The following is a 20398-nucleotide window of genomic DNA, read 5'->3' on the forward strand; positions in this document are numbered from 1 at the left end:
GATCGGCCGGCCCGAACGACGGCCACCCGTGCCACGGATCGGGCAGGCGCCCGCGTAGGCTGACGGCGACGTGCGGGCCTTCCGCATGCCGAGCGATGGAGGAGCGTGCGTGACCAGCCCAACCGACCTCGACGCCCTGCGCCGCCGGGTCCAGCAGGCGGTCGACGGGCACATCCGCGGCGCGAGCACGGCGCTGGCCGAGATCGGTGACGACATCGCCCCGCTCGTCGACTCCGTCTCACGTCTGCTGACCGGTGGCAAGGGGCTGCGGGCCAGCTTCCTCTACTGGGGATACCGGAGCGGCGGGGGCGACGACTCCGACGCCCTCGTTCGACTCTCCGCCAGCATGGAGTTCTTCCAGGCGGCCGCCCTGCTGCACGACGACGTCATGGACCGGAGTGACACGCGTCGCGGCATGCCCTCGGCGCACCGGGCCGTCGCCGACCTGCACCGGGCCCGCGGGTGGGCCGGTGACGGCGCCCGCTTCGGCGAGGGCGCGGCGATCCTCGCCGGGGACCTCTGCCTCACCTGGTGCGACGAGCTCTACTCGACCTGTGGGCTGCCCGCCGACGAGCTGGCGCGTGGGCGCGGCACCTTCGACCTCATGCGCACCCAGCTGATGGGCGGCCAGTTCCTCGACCTGCTCGAGTCCGTCCGAGGCTGGCAGGGGCTCGACCTCGAGGCCCGGATCGCGTCGGCCCGCAACGTCATCCGCTACAAGAGCGCCAAGTACACCATCGAGCACCCGTTGCTCATCGGCGCCCGGGTCGGCGGCGCTCCCGAGACCGCTCTCGACGACCTGTCCGCCTACGGCCTGGCCCTCGGCGAGGCGTTCCAGCTGCGCGATGACCTCCTCGGCGTCTACGGGGACCCGGAGGCGACCGGCAAGCCGGCGGGCGACGACCTTCGCGAGGGCAAGCGCACGGTCCTCGTGGCGCTCGCGCTCGAGCTCGCCGGAGAGGCGGACCGGTCGGTGATCGAGTCCCTGCTCGGTCGCGAGGACCTGGACGACACCGGCGTCTCACGGCTGCGCGGCATCTTCGCCGGTTCAGGTGCCGTCGCCCGGGTCGAGCGGATGATCCTCGAGCGAGCCGCCGACGCGCACGCGGCGCTGGCGCGGGCACGCACCCGGACCGCGGACCTCGACGGCGACGCGCTCGCGGTGCTCGACGAGCTGGTGGACGCCTCGACCGCTCGCCACGCCTGAGCGTCCGCTGGCGAGGGGGTTGCGGCACGTCGTTGCCGCCGGGCTCGCCGTGCGGGCCGGCCCGTCAGAAGGCGAGCTCCTGGGCCCGGCGCCTGATCTCCGTCTTGTGGCCGGCGCGCAGCGCATCGATGGGAGCGCCCTCGACCGGCAGGGTGGGGTCGGGCGTGAAGAGCCAGTCGATGATCTGCTCGTCGGTCAGCCCGCCGTCGGCGAGGACGGTGAACGTCCCCTTGAGCTCGGGCCGGGGTCCGTCCTCGGTGAGGAACTTGGCCGGGATGGCCACGACCCGACGTGGCCCCACTCGAGATGCGAGCACCTCACGGTCGGCGATCATCTGCCGGATGCGGGACAACGGCACCCCGAGGAGCTCGGCGGCGTCCGGGACGGTGGTCCACTCGCCGACGAGCGCCTCGAGCTCGGCCGCGTCGTCGGTCGTCTCGGCTTCCGTGTGGTCGGGTCCGGGGATGTCAGCGCGCTGGTCGGTCACGGGGCCGAGTCTGCCACCCGCCGGGTCAGGACCGGAATTACACCGCTGTCATTTTACTTTAGCCCTCAACTATGCGGTAGCGTCACATCCGTCACACCAGAACCACCAGACCCACTGGTGCCTCACCCGCACTCCCTCCGCTTCGACCTCGCTGCACGGCCACTCCTTCCGGCCGCCCTCCACCACTCGGGGCCAGGAAAGGACACCATGCTCGCCGCCGACGTCGCCCAGCTCGCTCCGCCCGCCCACGCCGTCTTCGCGGAGCAGGCCGCCCGGACGTGGCGCGCCATCACCGTCCGTCCGGGCGACACCATCTGGGACCTCGCGCTCGCGCACCGGACGACCCCCGGAGCCCTCGTCGCGAAGAACCGCCTCGCCGCCGGAGGGTCGGTCATCCACCCGGGCCAGCGCCTCCTCGTCCCGGGCACCGCGGGCACCGCGAGCACCGCGACCGCGTCAGGGTCACGCAGCTCGGCCCCGACCACCTCGACCGCAGCCCGTCGGACCAGCGGCCGGGTCCACGTCGTGCGCCCCGGCGACACGATGAGCGGCATCGCCGCAGCCCACCGCGTCTCGCTGACCAAGCTGCTCGCCGCCAACCGGCTGAGCGACCCGAGGGTGATCTTCCCGGGCCAACGCATCGCGCTCCCGGGCGCTGCGGCTCCCGTGGCGCCCAAGTCGTCGACCAAGCGGGTCCCGACGAGCGAGAACACCTTCGCCGGCTACACCTACTCCGACGCCACGGTTGCCGCAGCCAGGAAGAACCGACAGGCCCTGGCGAGCAGACCGGTTCCGAGCCGGACGGAGACCGCGGCGATGATTCGGCGCACCGCCGCCCGCCACGGGGTCGACCCCCGCCTCGCGCTGGCCATCGCCTGGCAGGAGTCAGGGTGGAACCAACGCGCCGTGTCCGTGGCCAACGCCATCGGCACGATGCAGGTCATCCCCTCCTCCGGCGACTGGGCCGCACAGCTCGCGGGTCGACGGCTCGACCTGCTCGACACCCAGGACAACATCACCGCTGGGGTCGTCATCATCCGGGCGCTCCGAGTCAGCTCCGGCTCGGTCGAGGAGGCCATCGCCGGCTACTACCAGGGGTTGCACTCGGTGCGCACCCGCGGCATGTTCACCGACACCAAGCAGTACGTCGCCGCCGTGCAGACCCACATGCAGCGGATGTGACCTGCCGGTCCGGCACGCAACCGGCCTCCCGAGGTTCCTCCGGATCGCACCGTAAACTTCCTGCGTGACGTCCAGCGTGGCGGATGGGCTCGTCGGCAGGGTGATCGACGGGCGCTACCGCATCCTCTCCCACCTCGCAGACGGAGGCATGGCCTCCGTCTACGTCGCGATGGATGCGCGCCTGGACCGGGAGGTCGCCCTCAAGATCATGCATCCCGGCCTCGCGACCGACTCGGTCTTCGTCGAGCGGTTCCGCAGCGAGGCCCGCGCTGCAGCACGCCTCAGCCACCCCAACGTCGTCGCGGTCTACGACCAGGGCGAGGACGACAGCGATGTGTTCCTCGCCATGGAGCTGGTCCACGGGAAGACCCTCCGGGACGTCATCCACGAGGAGGCTCCACTCACCGCCCGAGAGGCGCTCGCGATCCTCGAGCCGGTGCTCGCCGCCCTCCGCGCCGCCCACGCCGCCGGGCTCGTCCACCGCGACGTCAAGCCGGAGAACGTCATCGTCCGCCACGACGGCGAGGTGAAGGTCGCCGACTTCGGGCTGGCCAGAGCGGTCGCCAACGAGGCGACGACCAACCAGACCGGCGTCCTGCTGGGGACCGTGTCCTACCTCTCTCCGGAACAGGTGGAGGGCGGCGCGGCGGACGCGCGCAGCGACGTCTACGCCGCCGGGCTGCTCCTCTTCGAGATGCTGACCGGACGCAAGGCGATCACCGGCGACACCCCGATCCAGATCGCCTACCGTCACGTGCACGGAGGGGTCCCCCGACCGTCATCGATCATCTCGGCTGTCTCGGCCGACCTGGACGAGCTGGTGGCCTCCGCCACCGCCCTCGAGCCGGCCCACCGTTTCCAGTCCGCGGCGGAGTTCCTCAGCACCATGCGCCTCATCCGGCGCAACCTCACCGAAGGGGAGCTCGACCGGAGGCCGATCACCACTCCCCTGACCTTCAGCGAGGCAGCAGGAGCGGCCACGGCGCCCCGCACCGCAGTCGGCGAGCCGTCCACGCCGGTTCTCGAGACGACGGCCGCGCTGCCGTTCCCCGACAGCCGCCAACAGCAGGCGGGTCCGGCACGACCCCGCCGCCACCGTCGCCGCCGGTGGCCCTGGCTTGTCGCTGCGCTGCTCCTGGCCACCGCCGGGACGGGTGGCTGGTGGTTCACGGCCGGGCCGGGCGGGACGACGGTCGTGCCCGAGGCCGTCGCCCACACGATCGACGAGGCCGCGACCGCGCTCGACGTCGCCGCCCTCCGGTTCGAGTCGAGCGAGGCGTTCTCCGAGACCGTCGCCCCCGGCCGGGTCATCTCCAGCCAGCCGGCGGCCGGCACCGAGGTGTCCAAGCAGTCCCTCGTGCTCCTCGTCGTCTCCAAGGGACCCGAGCGCTACGAGGTGCCGCGGCTCGTCGGCTCGAAGGCCACCGACCTGCGTGGCGTCCTCGCTCCCCTGACCCTCAAGAGCACGACGAAGGAGGGCTGGAGCGAGACGGTCCCCAAGGGGTCGGTCATCTCCCAGAAGCCAGCGGCCGGCACCAAGGTCAAGCGGGGCACGCTCGTCGAGGTCGTCGTCTCCCGCGGACGCCGCCCGATCACCGTCCCGGACGTGCGGAAGCTCCCACTCGACCAGGCGACGGCCAAGCTGACCGAGGCCGGTCTCAAACCCGTGCGCGGGGAGGACGTCCACCACGACACGATCGCGCAGGGGCACGTCGTGTCCCAGCAGCCAGACACCGGGACGCTCTTCCGCGGCGACCCCGTGACGCTCGTCGTGTCCAAGGGCCCCGTCATGGTCCAGGTGCCCGACCTCCTCGGCAAACCGGTGCAGGAGGCCGAGGCGACCTTGGCCCGGCTCGGCTTCACGGTCGAGATCCAGCGCCCCCTGGGCACGTTCTTCGAGCTGGTCCGGGACCAGAGCGTGGCCGCCGGGCAACCGGCGCCAAAGGGCAGCACGATCATCCTCACCGTGGTCTGACGCGCCCGTGCAACGCTCCGCGCGGTCGCGCCTGGCCACCGTCCTGCTCATCGTCCTCACCGCGGTGTGGGGCTCGACGTTCTTCCTGATCCGCGACCTGGTCGAGCACGTGCCCCCCGTCGACTTCCTCGCCGTCCGGTTCAGCATCGCCGCCGTCATCATGGTCGTCGTCTTCTGGCGACCACTGCGAGCACTGCGCCGTGAGCAGCTGTGGATCGGGGTCGTCCTGGGTCTCCTCTACGGACTCGCGCAGATCTTCCAGACCCAGGGGCTGGCCACGACTCCCGCGTCCGTCTCCGGCTTCATCACCGGCACCTATGTCGTGCTGACCCCCCTCATCACCGCCCTGGTCCTCCGCGAGCGGGTGCCCGGCACGACATGGGCCGCAGTGCTCCTCGCCACCGCAGGGCTTGCCCTTCTGTCCCTGCGTGGATTCTCGATCGGCGTCGGCGAGGCCATCACCCTGCTCGCCGCAGCCCTCTACGCGCTGCACATCGTCGGCCTCGGACGGCACAGCTCCCACGAGATCGCCACCGGACTCTCCGTCGTCCAGATGGTCGTCATCGCGGTGCTCTGCACGCTGGGCGCCCTTCCCGGCGGCGTCGTGCTGCCCGCGACACCGGGCCACTGGGCGTCGGTGCTCTACATGGTCGTCTTCGCCAGCATCCTCGCCCTCTGGGTGCAGACGTGGGCACAGGCCCACATGCCGGCGACCCGAGCGGCGATCGTCATGACGATGGAGCCCGTCTTCGCCGCGCTCTTCGCCGTGTGGCTCGGTGGGGAGTCGTTCACTGCCCGCATGCTCGTCGGCGGTGGGCTCGTCCTGGCGGCCATGTTCGCCGTCGAGCTGCTCGCGCGACGCCGCCCGGGTGAGCTTCCCGCCGAGACGCTCCACCACGAGGTCTGACCGCCGGCCACACCGGAAGGCCACGGGCCGGCGGCGAGCCCGCTCAGCGGCATACGGCTGGGGTCTCAGCCGAGAGGCAGGTCCCCCGGTGGCTGCGTGAGAAGGCCGGTGAGCACCTCGATGGCGTGGTCGGTGGCCTCGTCGTCGACATCGAGGTGCCAGACGAGGCGCACGGCGCCGGGGCTGACCGCGTAGGTCCGCACGCCGCGCGTGAGCGCCGCGGCGACGAAGTCGGGTGCCGGCCACCCGGCCGCTGCGACGTCGACGATGACGATGTTGGTCTCGACCGTCGACAGGTCGACGCTGCCCGGGGCAGCCTGCGCCATGGCCTCCGCCGCCCGCCGTGCCCGGGCGTGGTCCAGGGACAGTCGGTCGACGTGGTGGTCGAGGGCCCAGAGGCCGGCAGCCGCGAGGACGCCCACCTGGCGCATGCCTCCCCCGAAGCGCTTGCGCCAGATGCGGGCCTCGGCCATCGCGGCGCGCGAGCCGACCAGAACGCTGCCCACCGGCGCCCCGAGACCCTTGCTCAGGCAGACCGACACCGTGTCGAACTCGCGGCCGTAGTCGTCCAAGGGCACGCCCGACGCGACATGGGCGTTCCAGAGCCTCGCCCCGTCGAGGTGCATGGCGACTCCGTGCGCCCGGGTCAGCTGCCGGGCCCGGCGGATCTCGTCGAGGGACTGGATCGTGCCACCACCGAAGTTGTGGGTGTTCTCGACGATGACGAGCGCGGTGCACACCTGGTAGGGACCGACCCCGGTGATCATCAGCGACGCCGCATCGTCCGCTCGGAAGCGGCCGCGCTCGGACACCCACGTGCGGGACGAGATCCCGGACAGGATCGCGGCGGCGCCGAGCTCGGCGCGCAGCACGTGGGCCAGGGAGTCCCCGACGAGCTCCTCACCGGGCTTGACGTGCAGCCGCACCCCGAGCTGGTTGGCCATCGACCCGCTCGGGGTGAACAGGCCCGCCTCGTGCCCGAGCAACCCGGCGACGCGCTCCTCGAGCTCCTCGACCGTCGGGTCCTCGCCGAAGACGTCGTCGCCGACGAGAGCGGTCGCCATCGCCTCCCGCATCGCGACACCGGGTCGGGTGACCGTGTCGCTCAGCAGGTCGGCTCGGATCGCGGGCAGTCGGGACGCGGTCGGCGCGGCTGCCCCCACGTCAGCCCTGTCCGAGCATCTCGGCGACGACGAAGGCCAGCTCGAGCGACTGCTGATGGTTGAGGCGAGGGTCGCAGACCGACTCGTAGCGCTTCTCGAGGTCGGAGTCGATGATCTTCTCGGCGCCTCCGAGGCACTCGGTGACGTCGTTGCCGGTGAGCTCGACGTGGATTCCGCCGGGGACGGTGCCGAGGGAGCGGTGCACCTCGAAGAAGCCACGCACCTCCTCGACGATGTCCTCGAAGTCGCGGGTCTTGTAGCCGGTGGACGACTCGAAGGTGTTGCCGTGCATCGGGTCGCAGATCCACGTCACCGTCGCTCCCGACGCGGTCACCTTGTCGACCAGCGCGGGCAGTGCGTCGCGGATCGTGCCCGCGCCCATCCGGGTGATGAAGGTGAGGCGCCCGGGAGTCCGGTCGGGGTCGACCCTGTCGATGATGCGCAGCACCTCGTCGATGTCGGCCTTCGGCCCGAGCTTGACCCCGATCGGGTTGCTGATCCGCGAGACGAAGTCGATGTGCGCACCGTCGAGCTGACGGGTCCGCTCGCCGACCCACACGAAGTGCCCGGAGGTGTCGTAGAGCCGTCCGCTGCGCGAGTCGATGCGGGTCAGCGGGCGCTCGTAGTCGAGCACCAGCGCCTCGTGCGCCGCGTAGAACTCGACCGTGCGCATCGCCTCGAAGTCGGCACCGCACGCCGCCATGAAACGCATGGCCTTGTCGATGTCGTGGGCGAGCTTCTCGTAGCGCGCGTTCGCGGAGTTCGCGACGAAGCCCCGGTTCCACTCGTGGACGTAGCGCAGGTCGGCGTATCCACCGGTCGTGAAGGCGCGCACGAGATTGAGGGTGGCGGAGCTGGCGTGGTAGGCGCGGACGAGCCGCTGCGGGTCCGGCTGGCGTGCGGTCTCGTGGAAGGCGAAGTCGTTCACGATGTCGCCACGGAACGCCGGCAGGGTGACGCCCTCCCGGGTCTCGACGGACGACGACCGCGGCTTGGCGTACTGCCCCGCCATCCGGCCCACCTTGACGACCGGGACGCTGGCACCGTAGGTGAGCACGGCGGCCATCTGGAGGATCGTCTTGATCCGGTCACGGATGTTGTCGGCGGTTGCCGACGCAAACGTCTCGGCGCAGTCGCCGCCCTGGAGGACGAAGGCCTCACCCACGGAGGCGGCGGCCATCCGCTGGGTGAGCTGGTCGCACTCGCCGGCGAACACGAGGGGTGGATACGACGCGAGGGTGGCGACCACCTCGGAGAGGGCTGCGGTGTCGGGCCAGGTCGGCTGCTGCGCGGCCTCGAGGTCGGTCGCCGCTGCGTTGAGAGCGGCCAAGGCCTCGGCTCCCGCTGCGGCGCCCGTGATGCCCTGGCCGGCGGCGGTGTCGGTGGTCATTGTCACCTGTTCAGCGTAGACGCCGTTCGGGGGTGCTCCCGCCCGGGTCCGCATCCCGAAACCTCCTAGAGGGCAGTATGCCGTTGGGCCGGCTCCGCGGCGCACGCTCCGCGGGTGCCGCGGCCGTCACCGGACGGGGAACCTCACACGGGATCGGCCGGGTCGATGCCGTGCTCGAACGCGAAGCGGACCAGCTCGACCCGGTTGTTCATGTGCAGCTTGCCGAAGATGTTCTGCACGTGGTTCTGCACCGTGCGGTGCGAGAGGAAGAGGGCTGCTGCGATCTCCTTGTAGCCCATGCCGGTTGCGACGTACTTGAGGATCTCCGTCTCCCGGTCGGTCAGCTCCGGGACGGCGCGGCGGGGGTTGTCCTTCGGTGTCTGCGCCCGGACCCTGCGGAACTCTCCGAGCACCAGACCCGCGAGGCCAGCGGTGAAGACCGGCTCCCCCGCGGCCGTCGAGCGGACCGCCGCGAGGAACTCGTCCCGTCCCGCCGACTTGACCAGGTAACCGAGCGCGCCGGCCTTGACCGCGTCGAGGACGTCCTGGGCGTCACCGCTCGCCGACAGGATGAGGATGCGCGGGGAGCGGGAGTCCGCGGAGAGGGTGGCACAGACCTCGGGGCCGGTGAGACCGGGCAGGTTGAGGTCGAGGACGAGCACGTCGGGCTGCGTTGCCCTGCTCCGGTTGACCGCCGAGCGTCCGTCGTCGGCCGTTGCCACGACGTCGAAGCCCGCGTCCGCCAGATCCCGGGCCACGGCATCGCGCCACATCGGATGGTCGTCGGCGACGACGACGCGGATCACGGCGTCCTCCCTCATCTGCTCCTCCCGGACGGGACGCGGAGCTCCACGGTCGTGCCCCCGGTGGGCCCGGCTGCCACCGTGGCGCTCCCGCCGAGGTCCTCGACGCGGCCGGTGATGCTCGACACCACGCCGAGCCGCCCCTCGTCCCGCGCCTCGTCGAGGCGGCCCGGGGCCAGGCCCCGGCCGGAGTCGCGGATCGTCACGGCGACCTCCGGCCCGTCCTGGTCGACGAGCACCCAGGCCTCCGCACCGGCGCCGGCATGCTTGCGCACGTTGTCGAGGGCCGCCTCGACGGCCGCGAGGAGCTCGTCGCCGACCCGGCGCGGCAGGAGGACGGGCTCCGCCGGGGCGACCAGATGGGTCGCGTCACGCTCGACGTGGGCGAGCAGGGAGCGCAGGTCGGCGTCGCCGCTGACCGCACGGCTGACCTCGTCGAGGTCCGAATGGCTGACCAGAGCCCGAAGGATGCGCTCCTGCTCCCCCGCCATCGCCCCGAGCGCCGCGGCGTCACCACCGAGGTCCTGTGCGCGCCGGTTGATGTAGGCCAGCGTCTGGAGAACACCGTCATGGACGGTCCGGGCCAGCCGGTCCCGTTCGGCGCGGCCGGCGTCGCGGCGCATCGCCTCGGCAAGGGCAGCGTGACTGGCCCGAGCCAGATCGACGCAGTAGCCGAGGCACCCACCGAGGAGCAGGCCGAAGATCGAGTTCGTCACGGTGTTTCCCGTGGGCGCGATGACCTCGATGAAGGAGGCCGCCGCGACGGCCGCGGCGGCGATGACACCGCCCCGCCAGCCGCGAAGGATCGCCCAGCCGACGATCGCCGCCGACGGCCAGATCGAGGGGATCGTCTTGGCCCCTGCGGTGATCACCCAGTCATGGTCCACCAGGCGCGTCGCGAGGATCGCCCCGCAGCCGAGCGCGAGCTCGAGGAGGTAGGCCCGCTCGGTCCGAAGGGGGCGGACGGTCTGGACGACCGTCCAGACCGCGAGGACCGCGAGCACGGCGACCGCGAGCCGCAGGTCGGCCACGTCGCCCCGGCGGAACCACAACGAGTGGGCCGCATAGGCCAGGGCGAGCACCCGGAACACATCCACGGCTCGCCAGAGGCCACGCACGAGGGCGTGCTCGTCGGCGAGCGCTCCTGCGGACAGGAGCTGCTCGCGGGGCGGGTTGGCCCGACCGGTCCGCATGGGCGTCAGGACGCAGCCTCGGCGTCGCCGGGGCCGTCCGTCCCGGCGGTGCCGGTGCCGGTGCGCTCGGTGGTCGGGCCAGCCTCGGCGGTGTCAGGGTCGGTGTGAGGGTCGGTGTCGGGGTTGGTGTCGGGGTTGGTGTCGGGTGCCGCCCCGCCCGGCATCGCCGCCTCGTGGATCCCCCGCGCCTTGGCGCGGGCGGCTGCCACGAGGCGGTCCTTCATCGACGTGGCGTACATGTCGACGTACTCCTGTCCGGACAGGAGCATCAGCTCGTACATGACCTCGTCGGTGATGGAGCGCAGGACGAAGCGGTCGTCCTCCATGCCCTCGTAGCGCGAGAAGTCGAGAGGCTTGCCGATCCGCAGCCCGACCCGCATGATGCGCGGGGTGAGCTTCCCCGGGGGCTGGGCCTTGTCCGTGTCGATCATCGCGACGGGGATGACCGGCGCACCGGACTCCAGGGCCATCCGAGCCACCCCCGTGCGCCCGCGATAGAGCCGGCCGTCCGGCGACCGGGTGCCCTCCGGGTAGATGCCGAGCAGCTCGCCCCGTCGGAGGACCCGGAGGCCGGAGCTGAGGGCCGCGCTGCTCGCCTTGCCGCCGGAGCGGTCGACGGGAAGCTGGCCGACGCCCTTGAAGAAGGCCTTCGTGAGCCACCCCTTGATGCCGCGGCCCGTGAAGTAGTCGCTCTTGGCGAGGAAGGTGACCCGGCGCTTGACGATGAGGGGCAGGAAGATCGAGTCGGAGAAGGACAGGTGGTTGGACGCGAGGATCGCGGGCCCTTCCTCGGGCAGGTGTTCCTCTCCCTCCACCCACGGGCGGAAGAGCAGCTTGAGGATCGGCCCCAGGACGATCGTCTTCATGACCCAGTAGAACAAGCCCGCACCACCTCCCACGTCTGCCGCGAGCAGCCTACGACACTCGCGCCCGGCCGGTACGCCGTGCGAGGATCTGTGTCGTGAACGACCGGGACCTCGAGGCGGAGTTCGAGCGCATCGTCGCGGGGTGGGACTCCGAAGCTCCCGACCCGCAGGGACCCACCACGCGATCTTCCGACCCGGCCATCCCCGACACCTCCGCGCCGAGCACGTCGTCCGAGCAGCCAGCCGACCCCTCGGCGCCCGCGACACCCTCGCCACCCTCGCCACCCTCGCCACCCATGCCAGGTGGGCCGATCAAGGATGCAGGTCTGAACCTCCCGATCGCTCCGACCACCGCGCACGTCTGGCGGGGCTCCGAGCCCCTTCACGACGACGTGGACGACCTCCTCGAGTCGGTGGGCGCCGGTGCGGATGGTGCCAGTGACGACAGTCTCGCCGACGGCGACGAGGACCACTTCACGCCGCCGACCGAGATGGATCTGCCGACCGCTGAGGAGGACCCGATGTTCTGGGCCATCGTCGGCGGCCTCGGCGGCGGGACCCTGCTGCTCCTCTATGTCCTGTTCTTCGACCGCGGTGGCAGTGCCTGGTGGATCATCACCGCGATCACCATGATCGTCGTCGGGTTCGTCCTGCTCGTCCTTCGAGGCGGAACGGAACGGGACCCCTTCGACGACGGCACGAGGGTCTAAGCCGGTCGACTGGCGGCCCACGTCACGGCGAGTCGGGCAACACGTCGACCCAGATCGGGCGGTGGTCCGACGCTGCGGCGAGGTCCTCGACGTCGAGTCCGGCCCGCTCCGCCGCTGAGGCCGACCGGGTCCTCAGGTCGGCGCTTGCGAAGATCACATCGAGAGCGGCGTGCGGGCGGTCGGACGGAAAGGTGGGTTGCCCGTTCGACGCCAGGCCGAAGCGAGCGGCGAAGCGCGCGTACGCCTGCCCATCGGCTGCTTCGTTGAGGTCTCCGGCGACGAGCGTGCGCTGCAGCGGGCCCTCGAGGATGACGTCCGCGTGCTGGATGCGCTCGTCGGCGCGCAGGCCGAGGTGGACACTGACGACGGTCACGGGTGCGTGCCCGGGACGTGATACGAGCACGGACGCGAAGCCACGCGTCCGGTCGGGGAACCTGACTCGGAGACGACGTGCCGTGGTTGCGTGCACCCGCAGACGCAGTGTGGTCAGGACGGCCGTGCCACCCGTGCCCAGACGCCCCCCGGACCAGTAGAGCCCGCATGCCCGCGCGAAGGCCGGCAGGCGGAACTCGGTGGTGAGCCGCCGGGGCACCTCCTGCAGACAGAGGACATCCGGCTGCACGGCCCGCACGACCCGGACAGCGGCCGCACCGTCCGCTGTGAAGTCCTGCACGTTGTAGCTCATGACGCGGAGTGCGTCCTCGGGTCGGGACGTCCGGGCGACATCGGGCGACGGCTCGCCGTCCGGTGCCGGTGCGCCCGGCGGAGCTGCCGAGACCGCGGGCGAGGTCATCGCCCGGACCTGGCCAGCTCCGCAGCCCCGATCAGACCTGCATCGGCGCCCAGCTGGGCCCGGACGATGCGGGCCTCCGGACGGTAGCCCCGTCCCGGCAGCTGTCGCTTGAAGGCCTCACGCGCGGGCCCGAGCAGCAGCTCGTCGGCGGCGCTCACACCGCCACCGATGACGAACAGGCCCGGGTCGAACGCTGCCGCCAGGTTGGCCATGCCGACGCCCAGCCAGTCCCCGATCTCGGCGATCAGCTCCCGAGCGGTGGGGTCGCCCTCCCGCGCGGCGTCGGTGATGACCGGGCCGTTGAGCGCCGCCAGGTCGCCGCCCAGCCGACCCAGGAGGTCAGCCACGACGGGCGACCCGGCAGAGATCATCGCGCGCGCCTCGCGGACCAGGGCGTTGCCGCTCGCGTACTGCTCCCAGCAGCCCCGGTTGCCGCACTCGCACCGGGCCCCTCCGGGAACGATCTGCATGTGCCCGAACTCGCCCGCGATCCCGTGACGCCCCCGCTGGACCTGGCCGTCGATGATCAACGCGCCACCGATACCGGTGCCCAGCGTGATGACGATGACGTGGGACTCCCCACGGGCCGCCCCGAACGTCCGCTCCGCCCAGGCGGCCGCGTTGGCGTCGTTGTCCACGGTGACCGGCCAGGGGATGCGCCCGGCCAGCTGGGCGCGCAGTGGTTCCTGTCGCCACGACAGGTGCGGCGCGAAGAGGACGGTCGCCCGGTCCTCGGCCACGAAGCCCGCGGCCCCGATCCCGACTGCGACGACGTCCGCCGGGTCGACCAGCGCCAGCAGCTCCTCGACGCACGCCACGATGGTGTCCTCGACGACCGACGGCGACGTCGACCGGTGGGGGGTGTCCCGCCTGGACCGGTGCCTGATGGCGCCTCGATCGTCGACCACCCCTCCGGCGACCTTGGTGCCGCCGATGTCGATGCCGATGGCCAGGTTGCCGCTCATGGCGCGTCCCCCCCGTGGGAGGTCTCAGCGCCGGTCCGCCGGGGCACGTCCTCGCCCGCGCGGTCTCGCTGGGCCTGCGCCAGGTCACGCAGAGCGGTGGCCGCCAGGTCGACGATCTCGGCCACCTTCTCCAGGGAGTCGGGGCTCACCTGCTGGACGAAAGCGATGAGCTGGCAGACCGGGCACAACCGACAGGCGGCGGGCGGCGCCCCTCCGCACGTGCACTGCGAGGTGCTGCGAGCGCCGCCGTGCGCGCTCTCCGACCGTCCGGCTCCCGTGCTGGAGCCACCCCACCCTCGCTCTGCCAGCAGTTCCGCCAGCGCGGCGGCCTCGTCGGCCACCGATCCTGGCGGCCTCACGTGGGCCTCGTCCCTCGTCTCAGCCACGCGTCACGCCTCGGCGCGCTTCTTGAGCTCCTTGAGCGCCGTGTCCACGATGACCTTCTCGGCCTTGCGCTTGAGCAGTCCGATCATCGGCACCTTGACGTCGACCGTGAGCCGGTAGGTGACCCTCGTCGCGTCGCCGAGGCCCTCGAGCGTGTAGGAGCCGTTCATCGCCTTGAGGACGGTGGCCCGGACCAGGCTCCACGAGAGCACTCCGGTCCCGTCCTCGTCGATGTCCCACTCGTAGTCGAGGACGTACGTGTCCTTGATGGCGCCCGCGTCCAGGGTGAACTGGACCTGGTCCGCCCAGCCGTCGCCCTCCTCGGCGAGGATGGCGACCTGCTTGACCTCGCTCGCCCACTCCGGGTAGGCCTCGAAGTCCGCGATGATGTCGAGCACCTCCCCGGGGGACGCGTCGATGACGATGGAGGACTCCGTGCGATCGGCCATGCGCCGAAGGCTATCGCCTCGTCCGCACCGGTCAGGCTGAGCAACACCCCAACACCGCAACACCGCAACACCGGCGGCACGCGGTTGCGGGCCCGCTGACGGGAAGGACGTGCCGCCGGGTGGAAGATGGTCTCGACACGAGCCGGCTCGTGGACCGAGGAGGTGGTCACGGTGTGTTCCACGTCGCGTTCCGGTGCCGCCGCCGCCCGCCTACTCGCCGGTATCGTGCACCGAACAGTCGACCACCGACCGCCTGCGGAGGAGCCACAGTGAAGGACATGGACGTCGCGCGTCTCGCACCCGCGACCACGGAAGGGACGCTGGCCGACCTGCCGCAGCGGAACGCCGCAGCCTCGCCCGACGAGGCCGCGTTCTCCAGGAAGGAGTCGAGCGGGTCCTGGGGGCACGTCACCTGGTCGGAGTTCGCCGCCGAGGTGACCGCGCTCGCCAAGGGCTTCGTCGCCTCGGGCATCAAGCAGGGCGACCGGATCGGGCTGATGTCCCGGACCCGCTACGAGTGGACGCTGGTCGACTTCGCCGCGTGGACGGCCGGCGCAGTCGTCGTCCCCATCTACGAGACGTCGTCCCCCGAGCAGGTCGAGTGGATCCTCTTCGACTCCTCGGCCCGCCTCGTGGCCGTCGAGGCGGCGCGCCACCGTGAGATCGTCGAGCAGGTCCGGGACCGCGTGTCGGGCCTCGAGGACGTCTTCACGATCGACGACGGTGGCCTCGACCGCCTCAAGGCCGTGGGCGAGGGCGTCTCCGACGCCGCACTGGCGGAGGCGAGGTCCGGCCTGGACCGCTCCTCGGTCGCGACCATCATCTACACGTCCGGGACGACGGGCCGTCCCAAGGGGGTTCAGCTCACCCACGGCAACTTCCTCGACCTGACCGAGAACGCGATCGAGAAGCTCGGCGCTGTCGTGCTCACCCCCGGCTCCTCGACGCTGCTCTTCCTCCCCCTCGCCCACGTCTTCGCCCGCTTCATCGAGGTGCTGTGTGTCGCCGCGTCGGTGCGCATGGGCCACACCGCGGACGCGAAGGCGGTCGTGGAGGACTTCGGCACGTTCAAGCCGACGTTCATCCTTGCCGTCCCCCGCGTCTTCGAGCGCATCTTCAACGCCGCTGAAGCGAAGGCGGCGGCCGGCGGCAAGGACAAGATCTTCCACCGGGCGGCCACCGTGGCGATCGCCTACAGCGAAGCCCTCGACCAGGGCGGCCCGGGGCTCAGCCTCCGTCTCCAGCACGCGCTCTTCGACAAGCTGGTCTACGGCAAGCTGCGGGCCGCGATGGGTGGACAGGTGCGCTACGCGGTGTCCGGCGGCGCTCCCCTCGGCACGCGGTTGGGGCACTTCTTCCGGGGCATCGGGGTCAACATCCTCGAGGGCTACGGGCTGACCGAGACCACGGCACCCATCGCCGTCAACGTCCCGGACAAGGTGAAGATCGGCACCGTGGGTCCCCCGCTTCCGGGCACGTCCGTCCGCATCGCCGACGACGGTGAGATCCTCGTCAAGGGCGTCGGAGTGTTCAGCACGTATCACCAGAACGAGCAGGCCACCTCGGAGTCCATCCGCGACGGGTGGTTCCACACCGGTGACCTCGGAGACCTCGACGACGACGGCTACCTGCGCATCACCGGTCGCAAGAAGGAGATCCTCGTCACCGCGGGCGGCAAGAACGTCGCACCGGCCGTGCTCGAGGACCGGCTCCGGGCGCACCCGCTGGTCTCCCAGTGCATCGTCGTCGGTGACCAGAAGCCCTTCATCGGAGCCCTGATCACCCTCGATACCGAGATGTGGCCGCTGTGGGCCGCCTCGCACGGCCTCGAGAACGTCTCCATCGAGGAGGGCCGGAGCCACCCGAAGGTCCTCGAGGCGCTCCAGCACGCTGTCGACCGGGCGAACGAGGCAGTGAGCAAGGCGGAGTCGATCCGCAAGTTCGCCGTCCTGACCGACGACTTCACCGAGGCGAACGGCTACCTCACGCCCTCGCTGAAGATGAAGCGGAACATCGTCCTCAAGGACTTCGAGGACGAGGTGGACAAGCTCTACTCCTGACCGTCACGGGCGCTCCGTAGAGAGACGCGACAGTCTCGAGCGCCACGCCGCGACCAGCTCGCGCCGGTCGGTGCCGAGCACTGTCCTCAGGAAGTGATCCGTCACCGCCTCGGCATCCGAACGCCCGTGACCGGGGACCAGGGCGCCGCCGTTGACGGCGCGAAAGACCCGGACGAGCCCGTCGGTCCCATGACCCTCGACGATCGTGCGCGCGAGGAGGAGCGACAGACCGTAGGCGGCAGCGCGGCCCGCGGGACCCGACTCGAAGTCGCGAGAGGTCGGCAGGTCGGTCGGCAGGCCCTCCGCCCGGAGCCGCTCGACAGCGGACTGCACCAGGTCGCGCTCGGGAAGGTCCACGGTGCGGTACGCGATGAACTCCGCGAGGCCCTCCGACAGCCAGAGCGGTGGCTGCCGCAGGGACGAACGGCGCGTCGTGGCGTGCGTCAGCTCGTGTGCCATCACCACGTCGCGGCCGGGCCCGGTCAGGGCGGACCAGGCCGTCGGGACCAGGACGATGCGGTCGGCGCCGGCGGCACGCCCCGGTGCGATCGGCCCGTCGACCGCCGCAGCGATCCCCTCGAGGTCTGCCGCGGGGCGGCCGAGGAGCTGCGCGGCCTCGGCGTCGTCGGCCGGGGCGATCCAGACGGCCGGCTCCGTCGCCCCCAGCACCGCCGCGACCCGGCGACCAGCCTGGGCTGCTCGGCGGGCGATCTCGTCGGCCACGGTCTCGCTGCCCGAGGCCAGGACCAAGGTGTGGCCCGACCGCCGCACCACGAGTCCGGGCAGGTCCCAGGGTTGGGGACGGTCTCCGGGACGGGACCCGGTGAGAATGATCGTCTCAGCGGGCCGAGCCGGGTCCGCCCGGAAGCTGAGGTCGAGGGTGAAGGTCCGGGGCGAGGAATCGAACCCTCGCAAGCGGTAGTCGAACGTCGCCCGCATCGTCCAGCCCACCGCCACGCCGGCTTCGGCAGCGCCGGGGCGCACGGTCTCCTCCATGGACCGCAACCGCGTGTGTCCTGCTCCCATCGCCCGCATCCCGGCGAAGATCTGCTCCTGCTCGGCCCTGAGGGCACCGCCCGCGACGCCCGCCAGCCAGGTCCGGACGTCCCCCTTCGCCAACGCCGCGGTCCGGGCGCGGATCAGCCGCTCGCCTGCAGACGTCCGTGCCGCCAGCCACGCATCCGGTCCCACCGCAACTCGCGACGGGACGACGCGGCCCTGGGTCCACCCGGTCGGGACGGTTCGAGTCGGTGGCCCGGCGACTGCCGAACACCCGCTCGCCAGCGCCAGCGTGATCACGCCCGCGAGGGCCACTGCACGGCGGTCGGCGCGTCCCATCAGGTCATCGTGGCACGAGCCGACCCACTGATCAGACCGCTGCCCTCCCCAGTCGGATCGGCGTGCGGCCCGTCTCGGCCTCCGCACGCGCAGCGTTGGCGGTCTCGTGCGTGACGAGGCCGGCAGCGACCAACACGGACACGGCGCGGCGCTCAGCGCGGTCGAGTGGCAGACCCGTGTCGACGACGGGAGCACCAACCGGGATGGCCCCCAGGGCCGTCACCATGCAGTCAGCGCAGTGGACGTCCCTGACGGGGCAGGTCTGGCAGTCGATGAGCATCATCGGCTCCGCCCTTCTTCCTCGTTGCGAGCTGTCGGGAAACACGCTAGGGGCGACCACTGACACCGCTGGCACACCGGGCCTCGGCGACGGGAGGGGAAGCCGGCCACCACCCGCCGCGCCTCCGAAGCAGTGTCAGCCCAGCGGCATACGGTCAGCTCATGCAGGCGATCCAGGCGACTTTCGACGACCTCGGCACCCGCCTTGCGGACGTCACCTTCGTCGTGGTGGACCTCGAGTCGACGGGCGGTAGCCCGGAGCAGTGCGGCATCACCGAGATCGGCGCCGTCAAGGTTCGTGGCGGCGAGGTCCTCGGTGAGTTCCAGACCCTGGTCAACCCGGCCGAGCCGATTCCCGCCTTCATCTCGGTGCTCACCGGGATCACCGACGCCATGGTCGCCGAGGCGCCGCGGATCGACTCGGCGTTCCCTGCCTTTCTCGAGTTCGCGGCGGGGAGCGTCCTCGTTGCGCACAACGCCGGCTTCGACATCAGCTTCCTCAAGGCTGCGGCCGCTCGCACGAGGACCCCGTGGCCGGGTTTCGACGTGCTCGACACCCTGACCCTCGCACGTCACCTGGTCACCCGCGACGAGGCGCCGAACCACAAGCTCTCGTCCCTCGCCCGGGTCTTCGCGTCGAGGACGACTCCGGACCACCGGGCCCTGCACGACGCGCGCGCCACCGTCGACGTCCTCCACGGCCTCATCGAGCGCGTGGGCAACCTCGGCGTCCACACCCTCGAGGAGCTGGCCAGCTACACGTCTCGCGTCTCGCCGGTGCAGCGACGCAAGCGCTTCCTCGCCGACGCGCTCCCCCACTCGCCCGGGGTCTACCTCTTCAAGGACGCCGACGGCCGCGTCCTCTACGTCGGCACGAGCCGCGACATCCGGTCACGGGTTCGCACCTACTTCACCGCCTCCGAGCAACGGAGCCGGATGGCCGACATGGTCCGGCTCGCCCAGTCCGTCACGCCGGTCGTCTGCCAGACCGCTCTCGAGGCACAGGTGCGCGAGCTCCGACTCATCGACGAGCACAAACCGCGGTTCAACCGCCGGTCCAAGAACGCTCGACGGCTCCTCTGGGTCAAGCTCACGAGCGAGCGCTTTCCCCGGTTGTCGATCGTCCGGCACGTCCGCGAGGACGGTGTCCACTACATCGGCCCCTTCCGGTCGCGGCTCAACGCCCAGGCCGCCGTCGACGCGGTGCACGAGATCGTCCCGCTCCGGCAGTGCACCCAGCGCATCACCGGCAAGGAGTCCTCCTGTGCCCTGGCCGAGTTAGGACGGTGCGGGTCGCCGTGCACCGGCGCTCAGTCCCCCGCTGACTACGCCGGCCTCGTCGCCGACTGTGCCGCGCTGTTCGCCGGCGACGCCCGCGTCGGAGGCGACAAGCTGCGCGCGCGGCTCGAGGAGCTCGCCGCCCAGGAGCGGTTCGAGGACGCTGCGCGGATCCGCGACCGGTTCCTGCACCTGGTCCGCGGGGCAGCGCGGTCCCAACGCCTCGCACCCTTGACCAGCGCGCGGGAGGTCGTCGCCGCCCGACGACACGAGACCGGCGGCTGGGAGATCGTGTGCATCCGGTACGGCCGGCTGGCCGGCACGGTGGTCTGTCCCCGCGGGGCCGATCCCATGGTTCACGTCGAGACCCTCCGGGCCACCGCCGAGGTCGTCCTCGCTCCCCTGGTCGGCGCGGCGGCTGCCGGTTCGACTGCGGCGCTCGTCGAGGAGACCGAGATCCTGCTCCGCTGGCTGGAGACCCCCGGTGTCCGCATCGTCGAGCTCGACGGGTCCTGGACCTGCCCCGTCGGAGGCGCGGGGGCATTGCGCCACGAGCTCGAGCCTGCCGTGGCGGCCGCGCACGAGGTGGTCGGTTTCGACCGCGACGCCGGGCTCGAGAGCCCCCGGGCGAGGTCCCGCGCCCGCTTTCGAGGCGCGGGACAGCCGCGGGATAGGGTTGGGGCGTGATCACCGCCATCGTCCTGATCAACTGTGAGGTCAACCGCATTCCCGAGGCTGCGGAGGAGATCGCCGAGATCCCCGGCGTGTCCGAGGTCTATTCGGTGACCGGCGATGCCGACCTCATCGCCATGGTGCGCGTCCGCGCCCACGAGGATCTGGCGGACACCATCGCCGACCGCCTGAGCAAGGTCAAGGGCGTCGTCGGCACGTCGACCCACATCGCGTTCCGGACGTACTCGTCCCACGATCTGGAGGCGGCCTTCAGCCTCGGCCTGGACGGCGAGTAGC

General features: G+C 71.5%; 20 protein-coding genes. 8 read left to right on the forward strand and 12 right to left on the reverse strand.

Features of this window, described 5'->3' with window-relative positions; all coding sequences use genetic code 11:
* Positions 1–109 precede the first annotated feature (109 nt).
* Complete coding sequence (locus ABWV20_RS07620) at positions 110–1207, forward strand: polyprenyl synthetase family protein (RefSeq protein WP_353354273.1); 1098 nt, start codon at positions 110–112, stop codon at positions 1205–1207.
* Between the two features lie 64 nt (positions 1208–1271).
* Here the strand turns inward: ABWV20_RS07620 and ABWV20_RS07625 are convergent, their stop codons facing one another.
* The gene (locus ABWV20_RS07625; protein ID WP_353354274.1) at positions 1272–1694 is read right to left on the reverse strand and encodes an Rv2175c family DNA-binding protein; all 423 of its coding nucleotides are present in this window, start codon (positions 1692–1694) and stop codon (positions 1272–1274) included.
* A 207-nt stretch (positions 1695–1901) separates the two neighbouring features.
* On the opposite strand from ABWV20_RS07625, the gene ABWV20_RS07630 reads away from it, so the two are divergent.
* The 3 genes from ABWV20_RS07630 (at position 1902) to ABWV20_RS07640 (ending at position 5758) form a co-directional block, all read left to right on the forward strand.
* Entirely contained in the window at positions 1902–2876 is a 975-nt protein-coding gene (locus ABWV20_RS07630) for a LysM peptidoglycan-binding domain-containing protein (RefSeq protein ID WP_353354275.1), read from the forward strand.
* Between the two features lie 64 nt (positions 2877–2940).
* Positions 2941–4851 (forward strand): Stk1 family PASTA domain-containing Ser/Thr kinase, encoded by a 1911-nt coding sequence (gene pknB, locus ABWV20_RS07635; RefSeq protein ID WP_353354277.1) that lies wholly within the window; start codon positions 2941–2943, stop codon positions 4849–4851.
* 7 nt (positions 4852–4858) lie between these two features.
* Positions 4859–5758 carry a DMT family transporter gene (locus ABWV20_RS07640; RefSeq protein ID WP_353354279.1) on the forward strand — a complete coding sequence of 300 codons (900 nt, stop codon included), beginning with the start codon at positions 4859–4861 and terminating at the stop codon, positions 5756–5758.
* Positions 5759–5823: 65 nt separating this feature from the next.
* Here ABWV20_RS07640 and ABWV20_RS07645 read toward each other — a convergent pair whose 3' ends face one another.
* From ABWV20_RS07645 to ABWV20_RS07665, 5 genes are all read right to left on the reverse strand, one after another.
* Positions 5824–6921, reverse strand: coding sequence for a threonine aldolase family protein (locus ABWV20_RS07645; protein WP_353354280.1), 1098 nt, complete (start codon positions 6919–6921; stop codon positions 5824–5826).
* A gap of 1 nt (position 6922) precedes the next feature.
* Entirely contained in the window at positions 6923–8365 is a 1443-nt protein-coding gene (locus ABWV20_RS07650) for a class II 3-deoxy-7-phosphoheptulonate synthase (protein ID WP_353354281.1), read from the reverse strand.
* An 89-nt stretch (positions 8366–8454) separates the two neighbouring features.
* On the reverse strand, positions 8455–9132 hold the full coding sequence (locus ABWV20_RS07655) for a response regulator (protein ID WP_353354283.1): 678 nt from the start codon (positions 9130–9132) through the stop codon (positions 8455–8457).
* Entirely contained in the window at positions 9129–10268 is a 1140-nt protein-coding gene (gene macS / locus ABWV20_RS07660; protein WP_502901768.1) for a MacS family sensor histidine kinase, read from the reverse strand. The genes ABWV20_RS07655 and macS overlap by 4 nt, the downstream gene beginning before the upstream one ends.
* Positions 10269–10312: 44 nt before the next feature.
* Positions 10313–11188, reverse strand: a complete 876-nt coding sequence (locus ABWV20_RS07665; RefSeq protein WP_353354287.1) for a lysophospholipid acyltransferase family protein — start codon at positions 11186–11188, stop codon at positions 10313–10315.
* 80 nt (positions 11189–11268) lie between these two features.
* Here ABWV20_RS07665 and ABWV20_RS07670 point away from each other — a divergent pair, with 80 nt between their 5' ends.
* A complete protein-coding gene (locus ABWV20_RS07670; RefSeq protein WP_353354288.1) occupies positions 11269–11883 on the forward strand; it encodes a hypothetical protein in 615 nt (204 codons plus the stop codon).
* 22 nt (positions 11884–11905) lie between these two features.
* On the opposite strand, the gene ABWV20_RS07675 is transcribed toward ABWV20_RS07670, so the two are convergent.
* The 4 genes from ABWV20_RS07675 to ABWV20_RS07690 all read right to left on the reverse strand — a co-directional run bounded on the left by ABWV20_RS07675 (position 11906) and on the right by ABWV20_RS07690 (position 14474).
* Positions 11906–12676 (reverse strand): endonuclease/exonuclease/phosphatase family protein, encoded by a 771-nt coding sequence (locus tag ABWV20_RS07675; RefSeq protein WP_353354290.1) that lies wholly within the window; start codon positions 12674–12676, stop codon positions 11906–11908.
* Complete coding sequence (locus ABWV20_RS07680; RefSeq protein WP_353354291.1) at positions 12673–13641, reverse strand: ROK family glucokinase; 969 nt, start codon at positions 13639–13641, stop codon at positions 12673–12675. Before ABWV20_RS07680 ends, ABWV20_RS07675 begins: the two co-directional genes overlap by 4 nt.
* Positions 13638–13790 (reverse strand): hypothetical protein, encoded by a 153-nt coding sequence (locus ABWV20_RS07685; protein ID WP_353354292.1) that lies wholly within the window; start codon positions 13788–13790, stop codon positions 13638–13640. The genes ABWV20_RS07680 and ABWV20_RS07685 overlap by 4 nt, the downstream gene beginning before the upstream one ends.
* 240 nt (positions 13791–14030) lie before the next feature.
* A complete protein-coding gene (locus ABWV20_RS07690) occupies positions 14031–14474 on the reverse strand; it encodes an SRPBCC family protein (RefSeq protein ID WP_353354293.1) in 444 nt (147 codons plus the stop codon).
* Between the two features lie 269 nt (positions 14475–14743).
* Here ABWV20_RS07690 and ABWV20_RS07695 point away from each other — a divergent pair, with 269 nt between their 5' ends.
* A complete protein-coding gene (locus ABWV20_RS07695; RefSeq protein ID WP_502901767.1) occupies positions 14744–16534 on the forward strand; it encodes an AMP-dependent synthetase/ligase in 1791 nt (596 codons plus the stop codon).
* Between the two features lie 3 nt (positions 16535–16537).
* On the opposite strand, the gene ABWV20_RS07700 is transcribed toward ABWV20_RS07695, so the two are convergent.
* Together ABWV20_RS07700 and ABWV20_RS07705 are read right to left on the reverse strand one after the other, a co-directional pair.
* Complete coding sequence (locus tag ABWV20_RS07700; protein WP_353354296.1) at positions 16538–17872, reverse strand: hypothetical protein; 1335 nt, start codon at positions 17870–17872, stop codon at positions 16538–16540.
* Between the two features lie 31 nt (positions 17873–17903).
* The gene (locus tag ABWV20_RS07705; protein ID WP_353354298.1) at positions 17904–18155 is read right to left on the reverse strand and encodes a hypothetical protein; all 252 of its coding nucleotides are present in this window, start codon (positions 18153–18155) and stop codon (positions 17904–17906) included.
* Between the two features lie 158 nt (positions 18156–18313).
* Between ABWV20_RS07705 and ABWV20_RS07710 the strand changes: the two genes are divergently transcribed.
* Complete coding sequence (locus tag ABWV20_RS07710; protein ID WP_353354300.1) at positions 18314–20116, forward strand: DEDD exonuclease domain-containing protein; 1803 nt, start codon at positions 18314–18316, stop codon at positions 20114–20116.
* The gene (locus ABWV20_RS07715) at positions 20113–20397 is read left to right on the forward strand and encodes an Lrp/AsnC family transcriptional regulator (RefSeq protein WP_353354302.1); all 285 of its coding nucleotides are present in this window, start codon (positions 20113–20115) and stop codon (positions 20395–20397) included. Before ABWV20_RS07710 ends, ABWV20_RS07715 begins: the two co-directional genes overlap by 4 nt.
* The last annotated feature ends 1 nt before the right edge of the window (position 20398 follow it).

This window comes from Intrasporangium sp. DVR (assembly GCF_040365325.1).
Taxonomy (GTDB): domain Bacteria; phylum Actinomycetota; class Actinomycetes; order Actinomycetales; family Dermatophilaceae; genus Intrasporangium.